General features: G+C 71.1%; 12 protein-coding genes. 7 read left to right on the plus strand and 5 right to left on the minus strand.

Annotated features, from left to right (window positions below; all coding sequences use genetic code 11):
- Positions 1-7: 7 nt before the first annotated feature.
- The 5 genes from HNR00_RS01620 to HNR00_RS01640 form a co-directional block, all read right to left on the minus strand.
- Positions 8-1,699, minus strand: coding sequence for an AMP-binding protein (locus tag HNR00_RS01620; RefSeq protein ID WP_183563794.1), 1,692 nt, complete (start codon positions 1,697-1,699; stop codon positions 8-10).
- A 120-nt stretch (positions 1,700-1,819) separates the two neighbouring features.
- Positions 1,820-2,530, minus strand: a complete 711-nt coding sequence (locus HNR00_RS01625; RefSeq protein WP_246390159.1) for a hypothetical protein — start codon at positions 2,528-2,530, stop codon at positions 1,820-1,822.
- 11 nt (positions 2,531-2,541) lie between these two features.
- On the minus strand, positions 2,542-4,032 hold the full coding sequence (locus tag HNR00_RS01630; protein WP_183563797.1) for a leucyl aminopeptidase: 1,491 nt from the start codon (positions 4,030-4,032) through the stop codon (positions 2,542-2,544).
- Between the two features lie 124 nt (positions 4,033-4,156).
- Entirely contained in the window at positions 4,157-4,456 is a 300-nt protein-coding gene (locus tag HNR00_RS01635) for a type II toxin-antitoxin system RelE/ParE family toxin (RefSeq protein ID WP_183563800.1), read from the minus strand.
- A complete protein-coding gene (locus tag HNR00_RS01640) occupies positions 4,453-4,743 on the minus strand; it encodes a type II toxin-antitoxin system ParD family antitoxin (protein WP_246390162.1) in 291 nt (96 codons plus the stop codon). Before HNR00_RS01640 ends, HNR00_RS01635 begins: the two co-directional genes overlap by 4 nt.
- 196 nt (positions 4,744-4,939) lie before the next feature.
- Here HNR00_RS01640 and lptF point away from each other — a divergent pair, with 196 nt between their 5' ends.
- The 7 genes from lptF (at position 4,940) to HNR00_RS01675 (ending at position 18,343) form a co-directional block, all read left to right on the plus strand.
- Positions 4,940-6,109 (plus strand): LPS export ABC transporter permease LptF, encoded by a 1,170-nt coding sequence (gene lptF / locus HNR00_RS01645; protein WP_183563803.1) that lies wholly within the window; start codon positions 4,940-4,942, stop codon positions 6,107-6,109.
- Between the two features lie 13 nt (positions 6,110-6,122).
- On the plus strand, positions 6,123-7,211 hold the full coding sequence (gene lptG / locus HNR00_RS01650; protein ID WP_183563806.1) for an LPS export ABC transporter permease LptG: 1,089 nt from the start codon (positions 6,123-6,125) through the stop codon (positions 7,209-7,211).
- A gap of 75 nt (positions 7,212-7,286) precedes the next feature.
- Positions 7,287-9,887: an LPS-assembly protein LptD gene (locus tag HNR00_RS01655; RefSeq protein ID WP_183564272.1), complete on the plus strand. Its 2,601-nt coding sequence runs from the start codon at positions 7,287-7,289 to the stop codon at positions 9,885-9,887.
- 40 nt (positions 9,888-9,927) lie between these two features.
- A complete protein-coding gene (gene pdxA, locus HNR00_RS01660; protein ID WP_183563809.1) occupies positions 9,928-10,968 on the plus strand; it encodes a 4-hydroxythreonine-4-phosphate dehydrogenase PdxA in 1,041 nt (346 codons plus the stop codon).
- Between the two features lie 16 nt (positions 10,969-10,984).
- A complete protein-coding gene (gene rsmA, locus HNR00_RS01665) occupies positions 10,985-11,857 on the plus strand; it encodes a 16S rRNA (adenine(1518)-N(6)/adenine(1519)-N(6))-dimethyltransferase RsmA (RefSeq protein WP_183563812.1) in 873 nt (290 codons plus the stop codon).
- A gap of 346 nt (positions 11,858-12,203) precedes the next feature.
- A complete protein-coding gene (locus tag HNR00_RS01670; protein WP_183563815.1) occupies positions 12,204-15,899 on the plus strand; it encodes a cadherin-like domain-containing protein in 3,696 nt (1,231 codons plus the stop codon).
- A 194-nt stretch (positions 15,900-16,093) separates the two neighbouring features.
- Positions 16,094-18,343, plus strand: coding sequence for a CHASE2 domain-containing protein (locus HNR00_RS01675; protein WP_246390164.1), 2,250 nt, complete (start codon positions 16,094-16,096; stop codon positions 18,341-18,343).
- The last annotated feature ends 1 nt before the right edge of the window (position 18,344 follow it).

An 18,344-nucleotide genomic window follows, 5' to 3' on the forward strand; every position in this document is an offset into this window, starting at 1 on the left:
AAGATCGTCAGGCGGCGCCGTCCCTGAGGGCGCGCCGCAGCACCTTGCCGACATTGGTCTTGGGCAGCGCGTCGTGGACCACGACCTTGCGCGGCACCTTGTAGCCGGTCAGCCCGGCGCGGGCATGCGCCCGGAGGATGTCCGCGGTGCAACTCTCGTCGCGCAAAACCACGTGGGCGACCACCATCTCGCCGCTGTCCTCGCACGGCGCGCCGACGACGGCGCATTCCACCACCGCCGGGTGGGTGGCGAGCACGTCCTCGACCTCGTTCGGGTAGACGTTGAAGCCGGAGACGAGGATCATGTCCTTCATCCGGTCGACGATGCGGATCTGCCCGTCCGGGGTCATCACCGCCACGTCGCCGGTGCGGAAGAAGCCGTCCTCGGTCGTGGCGCCGCGGGTCTCCTCCGGGCGGTTCCAGTAGCCGGCCATCACCTGGGGGCCGCGCACGCAGAGTTCGCCCGGCACGCCGAAGGGCAGGACCGCGCCGTCGGCCCCGCGGATCGACACCTCGGTCGAGGGCAGCGGATAGCCGATCGTGCCGGTCCAGTCCTTCAGCCCGAGCGGGTTGACGCTCACCACCGGCGAGGTCTCGGACAGGCCGTAGCCCTCTAGGATGGTCTGGCCGGTGATCGCCTTCCAGCGGGCGGCGACCGCCGATTGCACCGCCATGCCGCCGCCGACGACGTAGCGGATCTGCGACCAGTCCACGCTGCCGATCTTCGGGTGGTTGTTGAGCGCGTTGAACAGCGTGTTGACGCCGGCGAAGTCGGTGAACCGCGTCTTGCTCAGGGTCTTCACGAAGCCGTCGATGTCGCGCGGGTTGGGGATCAGCAGGCAGCAGCCGCCGAGCCGGAAGAAGAACAGGAAGCAGGCCGTGAGCGCGAAGATGTGGTAGAGCGGCAGCGCCGTCACCGCGACCCTCAGGTCCGTATCGTCCTCCGAGGCCCCGAACCAGACCCGGCTCTGCTCGACATTGGCGACGATGTTGGCGTGCGTCAGCATCGCGGCTTTCGCCACGCCCGTGGTGCCGCCGGTATATTGCAGGAAGGCGAGATCGTTCGGGCCGACCGTCGGCGTCGGCGGCTTCAGCGCGCGGCCTGCCTTCACCACCGCCTCGAAGCGCTGCGTCATTTGCGGCGGCAGCCCGAAGGGCGGCACCGCCCGCTTCACCCGCCGCGACACGGTGTTGACGACATGGCCCTTGAGACCGAGCAGCTCGCCTGGCGCCGCCACGACGATGCGCTCCAGGGCCGGGACCTGGGGGAGCGCCTTCTCGACGGTGTGGCCGAAGTTTTCGAGCACGAAGAGGGCGCGGGCGCCGGAATCGTTGAGCTGGGCCGCCAGCTCCCGCGGGGTGTAGAGCGGGTTGACGTTGACCACCGTGCAGCCCGCCGCGAGCACGCCGAGCAGGGTCACCGGGCAGGCCGGGACGTTGGGCATCATCACCGCCACGCGGTCGCCCTTGCCGTAACCGTTGTCCGCGAGCCACGCCGCGACTGCGCGGGCCGCCGCGCCGACCTCGCGGTAGCGCAGGCTCGTGCCGAAGCAGCTCACGGCCGGGCGCTCGGCGAAGCGCGCCACGCTGCGCTCGAACAGGTCGATCACCGTGCCGAGCGATTCCGTCTCGATCGTGTGCGGGATGCCCGGCGGGTAGGCGGACAGCCAGGGCCGCTCCGCGCTCCGGTTCTCGGCCATCCTCGTCCTCCCGGCCCGTGACTGTCGGGCGTTGCCCCCGGCCGCCGGACGTAGCGCCGGCTCGGCCTGTTCCGCACAATGGCTTAAGCGTTTCGGACGCGTCCGATCAACCCGCGGCGCCTACCCCGTGACCCCGATCCGCCTCGGCCGGAGTCGGGATCCGATCAGCAGCACGTGCGGCAGCGCCGCCGCCGTGATCAGGCCCGCCGCGATGGCGAGGTCGCCCCCGTCGAGCGGGCGGCGCGGCCAGGGGCCGAGGCCCAGGTCGCGGCCTGCGCCGATCAGCGCCGCGCCGAACCACAGGGCGAGGAAGGCCCCGACCATGCCGACGAGGCCGCGCCCCAGCGCGCGCCAGCGGCCCCCCGGTGCCGGGTGGCCCGGCCGGCCGGCGAGGAGCACGCCGAGCCCCATCGCCAGCCCGAACACGCTCGCGCCCGCGGCGGCGCCGAGCGCGTAGGCGATCGCCATCGGCATGCCGTTGAGGAAGGCGCCGCTGCCGGTGCCGAAGCCCGCCCGCAGGATGAGGCCGCCGAAGGTCGGATGCAGGCTCGCGCCCGCCACCAGCGCGAGGCCGAGGAGGCCGCCGATCAGCCGGCGGATCACGCCCGCGCGCCCCGGCGCCAGCGCCGCGACGAGAATGCGGGCGAGCCCGTAGACCAGCACGAAGGCGAAGAGCGGGTAGCGGTCGAGGAAGAAACCGTAGAAGCGGTTGGCCACGTCCGGCGGCATCGCCGCGCGTTGATCGAAGCCCGTCGCGTAGGTCGCGACGAGCGCCAGCAGCGCCACTGCCAGCGGCGCGGCGGCGACGGTCCAGGCGGCGGGCGCGGACAAGGCCGGACCGCTCAGCGCTCGTAGTTGTCGCGCACCAGCCGGTCGAGCAGGCGCACGCCCCAGCCCGCGCCCCAACTGCGGTTGATCTCGGACGGGGTCGAGGACATGGCCACGCCCGCGATGTCGAGATGCGCCCACGGCACGTCGTTGACGTAGCGCTTGAGGAAGGCGGCCGCCGTGGCCGCGCCGCCGTGGCGCCCGCCGGTGTTCTTCATGTCGGCGAACTTCGAGTCGATCGCCTTGTCGAAGGCCGGGATCAGCGGCATCCGCCACACCTTCTCGTTCGCCGCCTCGCCCGCAGCCGTGATCTTGGCCGAGAGGTCGTCGTCGTTGGAGAACAGGCCGGCGATGTCCTGGCCGAGCGCGACGATGATCGCGCCGGTCAGCGTCGCGAGGTCGATCATGGCCTTGGGCTTGTAGGTCGCCTGGATGTGCCAGAGCACGTCGGCGAGCACGAGGCGCCCTTCCGCGTCGGTGTTGATGACCTCGATGGTCTGGCCGGAGAGCGAGGTGACGATGTCGGACGGGCGGTAGGCATTGCCGTCGGGCATGTTCTCGACGATGCCGATGGCGCCGATCACGTTCGCCTTGGCCTTGCGGGCGGCCAGCGCGTGGAGCGTCCCGACGACCGCGGCCGAGCCGCCCATGTCGCCCTTCATGTCCTCCATGCCGCCGGCCGACTTGATCGACACGCCGCCGGAATCGAACACCACGCCCTTGCCGATGAGCGCCAGCGGCGGTTCATTCGCCTCGCCCCCGTTCCAGCGCATGATGACGACGCGCGGCTCGCGGACCGAGCCCTGGGCCACCGCGATCAGCGCGCCCATGCCGAGCTGCTTCAACTGCGCGAGATCGAGGATCTCGACCTCGACGCCGAGCTTGGTCAGCTCCGAGACGCGCTTGGCGTACTCTTCCGGGTAGAGCACGTTCGGCGGCTCGTTGACGAGGTTGCGCGCCAGAACCACACCCTGGGCGACCGCGGCGGCGTCCTCGGCGGCGCCCTTGGCCGCGGCGGGGTCGGCGGTCAGCAGCGTGAGCGCGGCGGAGGCCTCGTCCTCGTCCTTCTTCTTGGTCTTGTAGCGGTCGAAGCTGTAGCTGCGCAGGCGCGCGCCGAGGCTGAAATCGGCGACGTCCCGGGCGCTGCCGGCGTAGCCCGGCCAGTCGAGCACCACGCGGGCCTTGCGCGCCCCGACCTTGCCGGCGGTGAGGCCGCCGAGCAGGGTCCAGTCGAGCTTGGCCCGGTCCTTCTCGGAGCCGAGCCCGATCACCACGAGGCGGTCGGCCTCGACGTTGGCGGGGGCGGGCAGCGAGAGCGCCGACTGCGCCTTGCCCTTGAAGCGCTCGCTGGCAGAGGCGCGGGCCACGAGTTCGGCGCCCTGGCGCCCCAGAGCCTCGCTCGCCGCCCCCGACAGGGCGAGGTCGTCGCCCACGAACACCACGAGGTCGCCCCCGGATCCGCGCGACGACAGCGGCTCAAAGGCGATTTCGATCCCACCGGCCATAATGCTCTTCGCTTTCCACCCGTCTTCCGGCGGCTTTTCGCGCCCCGCGCGTGAAGCCGGCGACCTGTGTAGCCGCTGAGGCGGAGAACGCAACGCGCACGGTGGGGTGCGGCGATGAGACTGTTCAGTCGGCCGGAAACAGGATCGCCTCGTAATCCTGTGCCCCGTTCAGCACTCGCAGCACTTCGATCGTCTCGCTGACGAGGCGGTAGAAGATCAGGTAGTCGCCGTAGACCCTTCGGCGGATGCCCGAAGCCTCGCGGCCCGGCAGCAGCGGGTAGGCGCGCGGCATCGCGGCAAGCCCGAGGCAGCGCTTTTCGAGTTCGGCCACGAAGCTGGCCGCCCGTGTCCGGCTGTCGAGGCCGATGAAGCGGCCGATGCGAACGAGGTCGCCCACCGCCGCTTCGGTGAGGACGACGATCACGGTTTCGCGGCGTCTTCGTCGAGGCCGAGTTCGGCCCGGATGCGGGCGAAGGCCTCGCCGACCGGCATGACGCGGCCGGCCTCGGCGTCGGCGATTCCTTCCGCGAGCGCTGCGTCGAGGGTGCGCAGGCGCGCCTCGCGCTCCTTCTCGGCGAGATAGCGCGTGCGAACGAGGTCGCGGATGTACTCGCTGGTCGTCGCGAAGGCGCCCTCGCGCACCTTGTCGCGCACGAACTGCTCCAGTTCGCGCGTCAGCGTGACGGTCATCTGACCGGTCGGCGTCGGCATTCCGGCCTCCTGGCTTCCTACAAAAAAGATTACAATGAAAATCACTGGCGCATAGCCCGGTGGGCGCTGCCGGCCTTCGACGCCCTGCCCCGAAACAGCCGCATTCCGGGCGCCCCGAACCGTCCGGGCGACACGGCTTGGCTTGGCCGCGCCGGGCGGCGAGAATGCAAGGCGGGGACGGCGCGAGAGGCGCGGGATGAGCCAGATCGAGCGCTACATATTCAGGATCGCGCTCGGGGCCTTCCTCGCCTGCCTGATCGGGCTCACCGGCACGATCTGGGTGACGCAGGCCCTGCGCGAGCTCGACCTCGTGACCGCCAAGGGCCAGACGCTCCTCGTCTTCCTGTTCATCACCGGGCTGTCGCTGCCGACGCTGATCACCGTGATCGCCCCGGTCGCCCTGTTCATCGCCTGCGTCTACGCGCTCAACCGGCTCAACGGCGACTCCGAGCTGATCGTGATGTCGGCGGCCGGCATGGCGCCGCGCCGCCTGCTGAAGCCGTTCCTCACCCTCGCGCTCGCGGTCAGCTTCGTGACCGCCTTCCTGACGATCCAGGTGATGCCCTCGTCGTTCCAGGAACTGCGCGACGTGCTGACCCGCGTGCGCGGCGATTTCGTCGCCAACGTCGTCAAGGAGGGCCAGTTCACCGCGCTCGACAGCGGCATCACCTTCCACTTCCGCGAGCGCGGGGCCGACGGCTCGCTCCAGGGTCTGTTCATCCAGGACAAGCGCGAGGCGGGCAAGGCGGTGGTCTATCTGGCCGAGCGCGGGCGCGTCGCCGAGGCCGACGGGCAGACCTATCTCGTCTTGGAGAAGGGCAGCATCCACCGCCAGCAGAAGGACAGCCGCGATTCCTCGATCGTGAGCTACGAGCGCTACGCCGTCGATCTCGCCGCCTTCACGCCGCCGGACGCGGAGGTGGTCTACAAGCCGCGCGAGCGCTCGACCACGGCCCTGCTCTTCCCCGACACCTCGGAGGTCTACTACCAGTTCCAGAAGGGCCGCTTCCGCGCCGAGCTGCACGACCGGCTCTCGGCCTGGCTCTACCCCCTGGCGCTCACCTTCATCGCGTTCGCCGCGCTCGGCGATCCGCGCACCACGCGCCAGGGCCGCGGGCTCGCGGTGGCGGGGGCGGTGGTCGGCGTCGTGATCCTGCGCATCGCGGGCTTCGCCGCGAGCAGCGCCGCCGTGCGCAGCCCCGGCGCGGTGGCGGCGATCTACGCCGCGCCGCTCGGCGCCATCGCCCTGTCCTCCCTGCTGATCTTCGGCGGCGCTCGGGTCCGCGCCTTGAGCGAACGGCTCGCCCGGGGGCGGCGCGCCCTCGTCGCCTCCCTGCGGCGGCGCCCGCAGGCCGGGCGGGCCTGAGGGGAGCCGCGCCATGCTGATCGGGCCGACGCTCGGGCGCTACTTCGCGTGGCGCTTCGTGCGCACCATCCTCGGCGTGTTCGTCACGGTGTTCGCGCTCGTCTACACCCTCGACTTCGTCGAGCTGCTGCGCCGCGCGGGCGACACGCAAGGCGCCTCGGCCGGGCTGATGGCTCAGCTCGCCCTCTACCGCACCCCCGCGGTCGCCGAGAGCGTGCTGCCCTTCGCGATCCTGTTCGGGTCGATGGCCGCTCTGCTCCAGCTCTCGCGCAAGCTCGAACTCGTCGTGGCGCGCGCCGCCGGCATCTCGGCCTGGCAGTTCCTCCAGCCCGGCGCCTTCGTGGCGCTCGCCATCGGCGTGATCGCCATCGGCGCCTACAACCCGCTCTCGGCGGCGCTCAAGCAGCGCTCCAGCGAGATCGAGGCCAAGATCTTCGCCAAGGCCACCAAGGCCGGCACCGGCAAGGACCTGTGGCTGCGCCAGCGCAGCATCGACGGGCAGGCGGTCATCCGCGCCGAGACCGCCATCGAGGGCACGACGACGCTCGCCGGCGTCACCGCCTTCCTGTTCGACGATTCGGGCGCCTTCACCGCCCAGGTCGAGGCGGCGCGTGCGATTCTGCACGACGGGTGGTGGGAGCTTCAGGACGTGCGCGTCCTCACCAAGGATTCGCCTCCCGAGAGCCACGACAGCTACCTGATCGCCTCGACGCTCGACCTCGGCCAGATCCGGCAGCGCTTCACCCCCCCGGAATCTGTGCCCTTCTGGCAACTCCCGGAGACCATCGCGCGCCACGAGCGGGCCGGGCTGGATGCCACGCGCTACCGCCTCCAGTACGATGTGCTGCTGGCGACACCCCTGCTCTACCTCGCGATGGTTCTCGTGGCGGCAACGGTTTCCTTAAGGTTCTTCCGGTTTGGTGGGGTCGGCAAGCTGGTGCTCGGCGGGGTGGCGGCGGGCTTCGTTCTGTACGTCGCGCGTCAGGTCATGGAGGGCCTGGGCGCGTCGGGGATGGTCGCGCCGACGGTGGCGGCGTGGTTCCCCGCCGTGGTAGGGAGTCTTCTCGGTACGCTCACGCTTCTCTATCAGGAGGACGGCTGATGCGCGGTTGTCCAGGGGACGCGTCGGGTGGACGGGGTCGTCGTGCAGGGGGCTGCACAGGAGACGGGTGGCGCGTTGCGTAAGGTCGCCGACATCACTGTCACGGTCTCGCTGGCTGCGCTCATGACGGCGGGCCTCGGGCTCGCCGCGCCGCGCGCCCAGGCCCAGGCCGGGCTGGAGCGGCTCGCCGGCTCCCCTCAGGATCCGAAGGGCAAGGATTCCAAGGACCAGCGCCTGCTCGTCGAGGCGGACGAGCTGATCTACGACAACGACCGCAACACGGTCACCGCCCGCGGCAACGCGCAGCTCAGCTACGGCACGCGCACCCTCCAGGCCGACCGGGTCCGCTACGACCGCGGCACCTCGCGGGTCTTCGCCGAGGGCAACGTGCGCCTGACCGACGAGACCGGCGCGCTCGTCACCGGCGACCGGATGGAGCTGACCGACGACTTCAAGAACGGCTTCGTCGACGCGCTGCGCATCCAGCAGACGGTCGAACTGAAGGGCGAGACCGTGCGCACCCGCATCTCCGCCCCGCGGGCGGAGCGGATCGCGGGCGAGGTGTCGAGCTTCGACTACGCCACCTACACCGCCTGCGAGCCCTGCAAGGACAACCCGGCCAAGCCCCCGCTGTGGCAGATCAAGGCCGCCAAGATCATCCACGACAACCAGACCCACACGATCTCCTACGAGGATTCGACCCTCGAGATCGGCGGCATCCCGGTCGCCTACCTGCCCTATTTCGAGTCGGCCGACCCGACGGTGAAGCGCAAGACCGGCTTCCTGACGCCGCGCTTCATCACCTCGACGGCGCTCGGCTCCGGCCTGTCCACACCGTTCTTCATCAACCTCGACCCGAGCTACGACCTGACGCTCTCGCCCGCCTTCGTGAGCCGCCAGGGCGTGCTCGGACAGGCCGAGTACCGCCAGAGGCTCGACAACGGCTCCTACAACGTCCGCCTCTCGGGCATCTTCCAGTCGACGCCCTCGGCCTTCCTGCCGGGGCCGCTCGGCGCCGCCGACCGCGAGTTCCGCGGCGCGGTCGAGTCGCGCGGGCGCTTCTTCATCAACGAGCGCTGGCGCACCGGCTGGGACCTCGTCGGCGTGACCGACAAGTGGTTCCTCGACAATTACCGCATCCGCAACCAGAGCATCACCACCGACTTCTTCCGCGAGGCGGTCTCGACCGGCTACCTGATCGGCCAGGGCGACCGCTCGTGGTTCGAGGCGCGCGGCTACTACTTCAAGGCGCTGTCCAGCTTCGACTGGCAGAAGGAGCAGCCGATCGTCGCGCCCGTCATCGACTACGACAAGCGCATCGACGGGCCGGGCAAGATCGGCGGCGAGGTGCGCTTCCAGGCCAACGTCACCAGCCTGACCCGCGAGGCGACCGACTTTCAGGGCATCCCGCGCACCGGCAGCTACGTGTTCGCGCCGAGCGTCAACGGCATCAGCTACCCGCTCTACGAGACCTGCACGACCTTCGTGCGGGAGCGCTGCATCGTGCGGGGCCTGGGGGGCACCACCACCCGCCTCTCGGCCCAGGCCTCCTGGCGGCGCAGCTTCATCGACGATGCCGGCCAGGTCTTCACGCCGTTCGCGTATCTGCGCACCGACCTGTTCTCGGTCAATCCGAGCCTGTCGGGCTTCCAGAACCAGAACGTCGCCAGCATCACCACCGTCGACGACGGGTTGTCCGGCCGCGTCATGCCGGCGATCGGCATCGACTACCGCTATCCGTTCGTCGCCGATTTCGGCGGCCTCGGCGTCCACACCCTGGAGCCGATCGCCCAGCTGGTCGCGCGCCCGTCCGAGACCCGGATCGGGCGCCTGCCCAACGAGGATGCGCAGAGCCTCGTCTTCGACGACACCTCCCTGTTCGAGTGGGACAAGTTCTCCGGCTACGACCGGGTCGAGGGCGGCGTGCGGGCCAATCTCGGCGGCCAGTATTCCGTGGTCACGCCGTCCGGCTGGTACGCGAACGTGATGTTCGGCGAATCGATCCAGGTCGCGGGCGTGAACTCGTTCCGCCGCGGGGATCTGGCCAATGTCGGCCTCGATTCCGGCCTGGAGCATCGCCGCTCGGACTTCGTCGGCCGCGCCCAGGTCTCGCCGAACCAGAACATCAGCTTCATCAGCCGCTTCCGGCTCGGCCAGGGCGATCTCGGCGTCAACCGCTTCGAGACCGGCGTGACCGCGCGCTTCGCGCCGTTCCTGCCCCTCGAGACCTCGCTGTTCTACTCCTACTACCAGGCCCAGCCGGCGCTCGGCTTCGCCCATCGCCGCGAGGGCGTGACGGCGTCCGCGACCTACCGGATCACGCCGAACTGGTTCCTCACCGGCTCGGCGCTCGTGGACCTGACCCACTATCTCGACGCCCGCGACACCTACACCGACCTCTACACCGGCTATCTGGCCACCGGGGGCGCCGCGCCGATCTACAAGAATCCCGGCGCGTTCTACCTCTCGGGCATGAGCCTCGGCGGCGGCTATCAGGACGAATGCACGACGGTCTCGCTCAACTACATCGTCTCGCCGATCGCCACCGCGATTGGCGTGCGCGAGCGCAACCAGACCTTCCTGCTGCGGCTGGAACTGAAGACGCTGGGCGAGGCGGACCTGCGCCAGAACGTCGGCACCGTGACGACGGCGGACGGAATCGCGGCGGTGCGGTGAGGGGGCGGCAGCCGGGCGGGATGCCTGTATAAGCCCGTTCATGCCCGCCGCCGAACGTCCGCTTGCCCTCACCCTCGGCGATCCCTCCGGGATCGGCCCCGAACTCGCGCTCAGTGCGTGGCGGCTGCGGGCCGAGCGCGGGGTGCCGCCGTTCCAGTTCATCGGCGATCCCGACTTTCTGGAGCGCACCGCCCACCGGCTCGGCCTGTTCGTGCCGGTGGCCGAGGTCGAGCCGGACGATGCCGTCGAGGTCTTCTCGAAAGCCCTGCCGGTGCTGCCGCTGCCGAGCGGCGCGACGGTCGAGGCGACCCCCGGCGCGCCGGATTCGGCCAATGCCGGCGCCATCGTCGAGTCGATCACGACCGCCGTCGGTCTGGTGCGGACGGGTCGCGCCTCGGCGGTGGTGACCAACCCGATCGCCAAGTTCGTGCTGACCAAGGTGGGCTTTGCCCATCCGGGCCATACCGAATTCCTGGCGGCGCTCGCCGCGAGCCCCGGCCGCGAGCCGCCGCTGCCGGTGATGCTCCTGTGGAGCGAGATGCTCAGCGTCGTGCCGGTGACGATCCACGTGGCCCTGCGCCGGGTGCCGGACCTGCTGACGCAAGCGCTGGTCGAGCGCACCGCCCGCATCGTCGAGGCCGACCTTCGGACCCGCTTCGGATACGAGAAGCCGCGCCTTGTGCTGTCCGGCCTCAACCCGCATGCCGGGGAGGCCGGCACCATGGGCACCGAGGACCGCGACGTGCTGGCCCCCGCCGTCGCGGCTTTGCGCTCCGAAGGCATCGATATCCGGGGCCCGCTGCCCGCCGACACCCTGTTCCACGAGCGGGCGCGGGCGACCTACGACGTGGCGCTCTGCCCGACCCACGATCAGGCTCTCATTCCGATCAAGACGCTCGCCTTCGACGAGGGCGTGAACGTCACGCTGGGGCTCCCCTTCGTGCGCACCTCGCCCGACCACGGCACCGCCTTCGACATCGCCGGAAAAGGCGTGGCCCGGCCCGACAGCCTGATCGCGGCGCTCAAGCTCGCGCGGCGGCTGAGCGCCAGCAACGTCACCCCCTTCCCCGTCCGCGCCTGATGCTTTTCCGGAACCGATGACGACCGAACCCGTCAGCGCCGATGGCCTGCCGCCGCTCCGCGAGGTGGTGCGCCGCCACGGCCTGGAGCCCAGGAAGGCGCTCGGCCAGAATTTCCTGTTCGATCTCAACCTCACCGGACGGATCGCCCGGAGCGCCGGCGCGCTCGACGGCGTCACCGTGGTCGAGGTCGGCCCCGGCCCCGGCGGACTGACCCGCGCCCTGCTGGCGGCGGGCGCGAGCCGCGTCATCGCCATCGAGCGCGATCCCCGCGCCCTGCCGGCTCTGGCCGAGATCGCCGCCCACTATCCCGGCCGCCTCGACGTGGTCGATGCGGATGCGGTGGGTTTCGACCCGCGCCCGATGATTGGCGAGGGGCCGGCCCGGATCGTCGCCAACCTTCCCTACAACGTCGCGACCCCCTTGCTCACCGGCTGGCTCGGCGCCGACGCCCACGACGAAGCGTGGCCGCCGTGGTGGGACTCGGCGGTGCTGATGTTCCAGCGCGAGGTCGCCGAGCGCATCGTCGCCGACGAGGCGGATCGCCCCAATTACGGTCGCCTCGGCGTGCTCTGCGGCTGGCGCACGCAGGCCACCATCCTGTTCGACGTGGCCCCCTCCGCCTTCGTGCCGCCGCCGAAGGTCACCTCCAGCGTCGTCCACCTGCGCCCGCGGGAAAACCCCCTGCCCTGCCGGATCGCCGATCTGGAGCGGGTGACCCGCGCGGCCTTTGGCCAGCGCCGCAAGATGCTGCGCCAGAGCCTCAAGGCGGCGACGCCCGATCCGGCCGGGCTGCTGGCCGCCGCCGGCCTGCCCGAGACGGCGCGGGCGGAGGAGATCCCGGTCGAAGGTTTCGTGGCTTTGGCCCGCGCGGTCGCGGACGCTCGATAGGTTCGGCCCGATCCCTGCAAGGTGATCGCCGTGATGCGGAGTCCGTTGACGAGGCCGTCACCAGGCTCCGCAACCGGCGGCGTGTTTTCGCTTGAACAGCCGCACGGTTTCGGACGATGGTCGGACGAGGGCGCATCAGACGTCCGACGTTGCAGAGGGGCCGGCACCATGATCATCGAAGGTTTCGCAGCCAATCCCCTTGTGGGCAATTCGGTTGCCGGCATGCCGATGTCTTAGGCCCCGTGTCCGCCCGGTGACCGGGCGCACCCCCGCACAGCCGCTTCCCGTCTAGCACGCACCCTGTGCGGAAGACGGACGCGGTTGTCCGAACGGGACGTGATCGGCCGTGAGAGTTCTCGACGATATTCCGGCGCCGGCGCCCGGCCCGTCCTATGGCGGGTTGTTCTCCACGCGCGTCTACGAGGCCGAATCGGGCGGCACGATCCGTCTCGACGATGCGGCCCTGCTGTTCAAGGGCGAGTTCGCCCGCTTCGGCAGCGACCTCGTCATCAGCGACGCCTTCCACCGTGTCGTCGTGCAGGACTATTTCGCGGTCGAGTCGCGCCCGCGGCTAGAGGCCCCGAACGGGGCCGCGCTGAGCGAGGCGGCGATCGCAGCGCTGAGCCTGCATCCGAACGGGGAGCAGGTGGCGCAAGCGACAGTCCCCGATGCCGGCGCGCCCGGGGGCAACGCGGCGATCGGCCGGGTCCAGACGCTGACCGGCACCGCGACCGTCATCCGCAACGGCACCAGCGTGACGCTGCAGGTCGGCGACCTCGTCTACAAGAATGATGCGCTCCAGACCGGCCGCGATTCGTCCCTCGCCGTCTCCTTCCTCGACGGCACCCTGTTCAGCCTCGCCTCCGAGGCCCGGATGGTGCTGAACGGCATGGTCTACACGGAGGGCGGCGGCGGCAACTCGGCCCTGTTCGACCTCGTCCAGGGCACGATCTCGTTCGTGGCCGGCAAGGTCGCCAAGACCGGCGACATGAAGGTCGGCACGCCGGTCGCCACCATGGGCATCCGCGGCACCGCGGTGCACATCCAGATCGACGCCGACGGCGGCGAGACCCGCTTCTCGGTGATGACCGAGCCCGACAGCACGGTCGGCCGCTTCGAGGTCTACGACCGCAACGATCCCTCGAAGCTCCTGTTCACGGTCTCCGACGCGACCGTCGCCACCGTCGTCATCCCGGAGGATGGGCGCACGCCGCGCGTGGAGACGGTACAGAAGACGCCCGCCGAACTCGCCGAGGAGAACGGCCTCGTCCAGTCCCTGTTCAAGACCATCGCCGAATCGCCCCGCCTGCCGGTGTTCCAGGGGCCGAACGGCGGCGGGCCGGGCTCGAGCGTGCCGCCGAACGTGTTCCAGGACGGGCCCGGCGGCGGCGGCCCGGATCCGACCGGGCCGCGCCCGCCCCCCGACACGCTCCAGCCCAACAATCCCGGCCCGGTGGCGCCCAATCCCGGCGGCAACGAAACGCCCGGCAACGAGGGCCCCGGCGTGCCGCCGTCCGAGCCGGATCGCGACGCGCCGCCGCTCGCCGTGGCGCCCCAGACCGTGCCGGTGCTGCAGGACGCCGCCCTCGTCACCACCGATCCGGCCCGCGGCCTGCTGGGCTCCGGCGCGGTGACGGGCTCGGGGCAGCTCAGCGTGCTCGCCGCCCGCGCCGGCACGGTTCCGGGCGGGTCCGACACGGCGCTGTCCGACGGCAGCGTGACGCTCCGCGGCACCTACGGCGACCTCGTGCTGCACGCCGACGGCACCTATTCCTACCATGCCGACCGTGCCGCCTTCCTGGCCGAGGGCCGGGTCGGCACCGACGCGTTCAGCGTCACGCTCGGCGGGCCCAACGGGGCTATCCTGCACACGGTCTTCTCGGTCGACGTGACCGGCCTCAACGACGCGCCGACGGTCGCCCGGCCGGTGGCGCTCGCCGAGAGCCGCGTCGGCGAGGCCCGCGAGATGAGCGCCGCCGATCTCTGCGCGGGCGCCGTCGACATCGACGGCGACAGCCTCGGCGTCACCGGCCTCACCGTGGTGAGCGGCGGCGGCCGGATCGTCGAGCTCGGCGAGGGGCGCTTCCGCTACGAGCCCGGCGCGCAGTCGCACGGTACGGTGACGCTGAGCTACCGCGTCAGCGACGGCCATGGCGGTTCCTGCCTCCAGACCGCGACCTTCGAGCTGACCGGCGCCGAGGCGCCGCCGGTCCTCACCCTGCCGGACGAGGATGCGAGCTACCGCGAGGATGCCGCACCGGTCGGGCTCGCCGAGGGTCTGACGATCCGCGACGCCGACGGCACGACCCTGACCCGCGCCACCGTGCGGATCGCCGAGAATTTCCGTCCCGGCGAGGATGTGCTCGCCGTGGACCTGCCCGATGGAAGCCCGCTGCGTGCGCAGTACGACGCCCGCACCGGGACCCTGACGCTCACGGGAGCCGGAAGCCTCGCCGACTACGCCAAGGCGCTGGTCTCCCTCACCTACGCCAACGGCAGCGACGCGCCCTCGCAGGCGCCGCGCACGGTCTCGATCGTGGTCGAGGACGAGGGCGGACTCGTCAGCCGCCCCGTGCTGCGCGACGTCGCGGTGATCGCGACCCCGGACGCGCCCGAAGCGCGCGACGACAACGCCTTCGTCCAGGCCGGCGAATCCGTCACCGTCGCGGTGCTCGCCAACGATTCCGATCCCGACGGCGGCGCGGTGCGCGTCGACGGCGTGGGCGAGCCCGGTCACGGCTCCGCGGTGCTGAACCGCGACGGCACGATCACCTACACGCCGAAGGCCGGCTATACCGGCCCCGACAGCTTCACCTACACGGTCCGCGACGCCGACGGCCTGACCGCGCAGGCCACCGTCGACGTGATCGTGGGGCGCGCCGGCCACCAGACGGTGGGCGGGGACGTGTTCCTCCAGGGCGCCTACATGGAGATCGGGGTGGCCGAGCACGGCTCGCTCGGCACGAAATCCGACGCGCCGGACGGCTTCCACCCGCAGGCGGGCGGCTCGAAGCAACTGTCCTTCGTCATCGACGACGACGGCTGGGACACCGGCGAGGAGACCACCTCCAACGACGTCACCATCCCCGGCACGCCGGAGGACGCCATCGTCATCGCGCATGACGGCAAGAGCTTCGCCAATTCCGAACGCACCGGAAAGATCCAGTTCGAGGCGACGACCACCGACACGTCGAGCGGCGGCCGGCTCCAGGCGACGACCGTCGGCACCGCCGCGGACGGGCTGAAGATCACCCAGGTGATCGACCTCGACCCCAACGCCACCTACTTCAAGACCACGGTGACCCTCACCAACACCACGTCCGGCACCCTGAAGGACGCGCGCTTCATGCGCAGCTTCGACCCGGATCAGGACGCGATCCGCCACGGCGACTTCGCCACCGACAACGACGTGCTGGCCAACCCGACCGCGAAGGGCGGCGTCGCGGTGGTGCAGGCCTACGGCACGAAGTCGGGCGTCTCGGTCAACCTCATCGCCTTCGACAAGGCGGCGCGCGCGTCGAGCGACGGGTTCTACAACCACGACGCCTATCTGCCGAACGTCTACGACACGCCGAAGGACCCGAACGGCGCCCATATCGACACCGGCATCTCGCTCAACATCAAGTTCGGCGACCTGCGCGCGGGCCAGAGCGCGACCCACACCTTCTACACCTCGCTCAACGGCAGCCAGGGCGCCAACGACCTCGTGGTCGGCAGCGCGCGCGCCGAGACGCTCGACGGGCGCGGGGGCGACGACATCGTCCTCGGGCTCGGCGGCGGCGACACGCTGACCGGCGGCACCGGCAGCGACACCTTCGTCTTCGACGCCGCGACCTTCAAGCGGACGACCATCACCGACTTCACTGCGGGCGCCGACACCCTCGAATTCGACCGCTCGGTCTTTTCCAGCGCCGACGCGGTGCTGGACCGGGCGACCCAGTCCGGCGGTGACGTCCTGATCGCCTACGACCGGGAGCACGTCCTGACGCTGAAGAACGTGGTGCTGGCCAACCTCCACGCCGACGACATCCATATCCTGTGAGGGGGTCGGCCATGACCTCCCACTCTCCCCCTCATCCTGCGGTGGCGGCGCGCGGCGGCGCCCTCGAAGGAGGGCTCCAGGCGTCGCAGCGATTTCTGGGGCCCTCCTTCGAGGCCGCTCCGCGGCACCTCAGGATGAGGGCGCGAGGAGGAAAGCCCGTCCGTCCGGCCGTGGCGCGAGCCTGAGCGCCGCCTTTGCCCCTCCCCCGCCCCTTCCGCCGCGCCGCCGCCCCGGCTCCGCGCCCCCAAACCACAAGGAAAATCGGCCTCGATCGGGCGCTGGCGCTCCTCGTCCTCCTCGCCCTGGTGGCCTTGCGGATCTGGGACCCGGCTCCGGTCGAGACCCTGCGGCTGCGCACCTTCGACGCGCTGCAGGCGCTGCATCCGCGGCCCGTGACGCTGCGGCCGGTCACCATCGTCGACATCGACGAGGCCAGCATCCGCGCCTACGGGCAATGGCCCTGGGCCCGCACCCGCGTCGCCGAGATGGTGCGGCGGCTGACCGAGGCCGGGGCGGCGGTGATCGCCTTCGACATGGTGTTTCCCGAGCCCGACCGGCTCTCCCCGGCGCGGATCGCGCAAGGCCTCGACGGGCTCGACGGAAGCGCCCGCGACGCGCTGGCGCGCCTGCCCGACACCGACGCGGTGCTGGCCGAGGCGATCCGGGCCGGCCGGGTGATCCTGGGGCAGTCGGCCCTGGAGCAGCTGGCGGCGGAGGCCCCCGACCTGCCGCGCACCGGCTTCGCGATCCTCGGCCCCGACCCGTCCGCCCATCTCGCCCGCTTCCCCGGCCTGCTGCACAACATCGCCGAGCTGGAGCGCGCCGCGGCGGGGCGGGGCCTCTTCACCATCGTTCCCGAGCGCGACGGCATCGTCCGGCGGATTCCGCTCGCGGTGCAGGCGGGCGGGCGGCTGGTGCCGGGGCTGGGGCTGGAGATCCTGCGGGTGCTGACCGGCTCCGGCGCGGTGCTGCTGCGCGCCGACGCGGCCGGCGCGCTGGCGCTGGCGCTGCCGGGCTTCGAGATTCCGACCGATGCGACGGCCTCCGTCTGGCTCCACTTCTCCGGTCGCGACCCCGCCCGCTCTATCCCGGCCCGCGCCGTCCTCGACGGCAGCCTCGATCCCGAGCGCGTGGCGCAGAAGATCGTGCTGGTCGGCACCTCGGCGCTCGGCCTCCTCGACAACAAGACCACGCCGGTCGAGCGGGTGATGCCCGGCGTCGAGGTGCAGGCACAACTCCTCGAGAGCGTGCTGTCGCGCACCACCCTGTCCTATCCGAACGACGCCATCGTCGTGGAGATCGCGCTGACGCTGGCCGTCGGCCTGATCGTCGTTGTGTTCGCGCCGCTGCTCGGCGCCGTGCGGCTGCTGCTGCTCGGGGCCGTCATCGCCCTGTTCCTCGCCGCCACCGCGTGGTTCCGGTTCAAGGAACTCGGCATCCTGCTCGACGCCACCTTCCCGCTCGGCGCCAGCCTCACGGTCTACGCGGTGCTCGTCTTCACCAACTACACCCGCGAGCAGACCGGGCGGCAGCGCATCCGCGCGGCCTTCGGCCAGTACCTCTCGCCCGCTTTGGTCGAGCAACTCGCCGCCCATCCCGAGACGCTCAAGCTCGGCGGCGAGGAGCGGCAACTCACGATCATGTTCTCGGACGTGCGCGGCTTCACCGGCATCGCCGAGTTCTACCGCAACGACCCGGCGGGGCTCACCGCGCTGATGAACCGGTTCCTGTCGCCGCTCACCGACGCGATCATCGGGGCCCGCGGCACCATCGACAAGTACATGGGCGACGCCATCATGGCGTTCTGGAACGCGCCGCTCGACGACCCCGATCAGGAGGCCAATGCCTGCCGCGCCGCCCTGGAGATGATCGCCCGGATGGACGCGCTCAACGCGCTGCGCAAGGCGGAGGCCGAAGCCGGCGGGCATCCGGTGCTGCCGATCGACATCGGCATCGGCCTCAACACCGGCCGCTGCGTCGTCGGCAACATGGGCTCCAGCTTGCGCTTCGACTACTCGGTGCTGGGCGACCCCGTGAACGTCGCCTCGCGGCTGGAGGGCCAGTCCAAGGCCTACCGGGTCAAGACGATCCTGGGGGCTGCCACCGCCGCGGCGGTCGCCGACCGCTTCGCCGTGCTGGAGATCGACCTCGTCCGGGTGAAGGGGAAGACCGAGGCGGAAGCCGTCTCGACGCTGGTGGGGGACGCCACGGTGCGCGACTCCCTCGCCTTCCGGCGCCTCGCGGCGCGCCACGCCGAGCTGCTCGCCGCCTATCGCCGCCGCGACTGGGCCACCGCCCGCGGGCGGCTCGCGGCTTGCCGCTCCGAGGGCGCGGCCTTCGGCCTCGCCGGCCTCTACGACCTCTATCTGGAGCGCGTCTCCGCCTATGAGAGCGTCCCGCCCCCGGCCGACTGGTTGGGGGTGCATGTGGCGCTGACGAAGTAGC

The organism is Methylorubrum rhodinum (assembly GCF_014199935.1).
Lineage (GTDB): Bacteria > Pseudomonadota > Alphaproteobacteria > Rhizobiales > Beijerinckiaceae > Methylobacterium > Methylobacterium rhodinum.

Excerpts from the sequence above, each read along its gene's own strand:
- pdxA (WP_183563809.1), top strand. The coding sequence starts at position 9,928 with ATGCCCGCCGCCGAACGTCCGCTTGCCCTCACCCTCGGCGATCCCTCC.
- lptG (WP_183563806.1), top strand. The coding sequence starts at position 6,123 with ATGCTGATCGGGCCGACGCTCGGGCGCTACTTCGCGTGGCGCTTCGTG.
- HNR00_RS01630 (WP_183563797.1), bottom strand. The coding sequence starts at position 4,032 with ATGGCCGGTGGGATCGAAATCGCCTTTGAGCCGCTGTCGTCGCGCGGA.
- HNR00_RS01620 (WP_183563794.1), bottom strand. The coding sequence starts at position 1,699 with ATGGCCGAGAACCGGAGCGCGGAGCGGCCCTGGCTGTCCGCCTACCCG.
- HNR00_RS01640 (WP_246390162.1), bottom strand. The coding sequence starts at position 4,743 with ATGCCGACGCCGACCGGTCAGATGACCGTCACGCTGACGCGCGAACTG.
- lptF (WP_183563803.1), top strand. The coding sequence starts at position 4,940 with ATGAGCCAGATCGAGCGCTACATATTCAGGATCGCGCTCGGGGCCTTC.
- rsmA (WP_183563812.1), top strand. The coding sequence starts at position 10,985 with ATGACGACCGAACCCGTCAGCGCCGATGGCCTGCCGCCGCTCCGCGAG.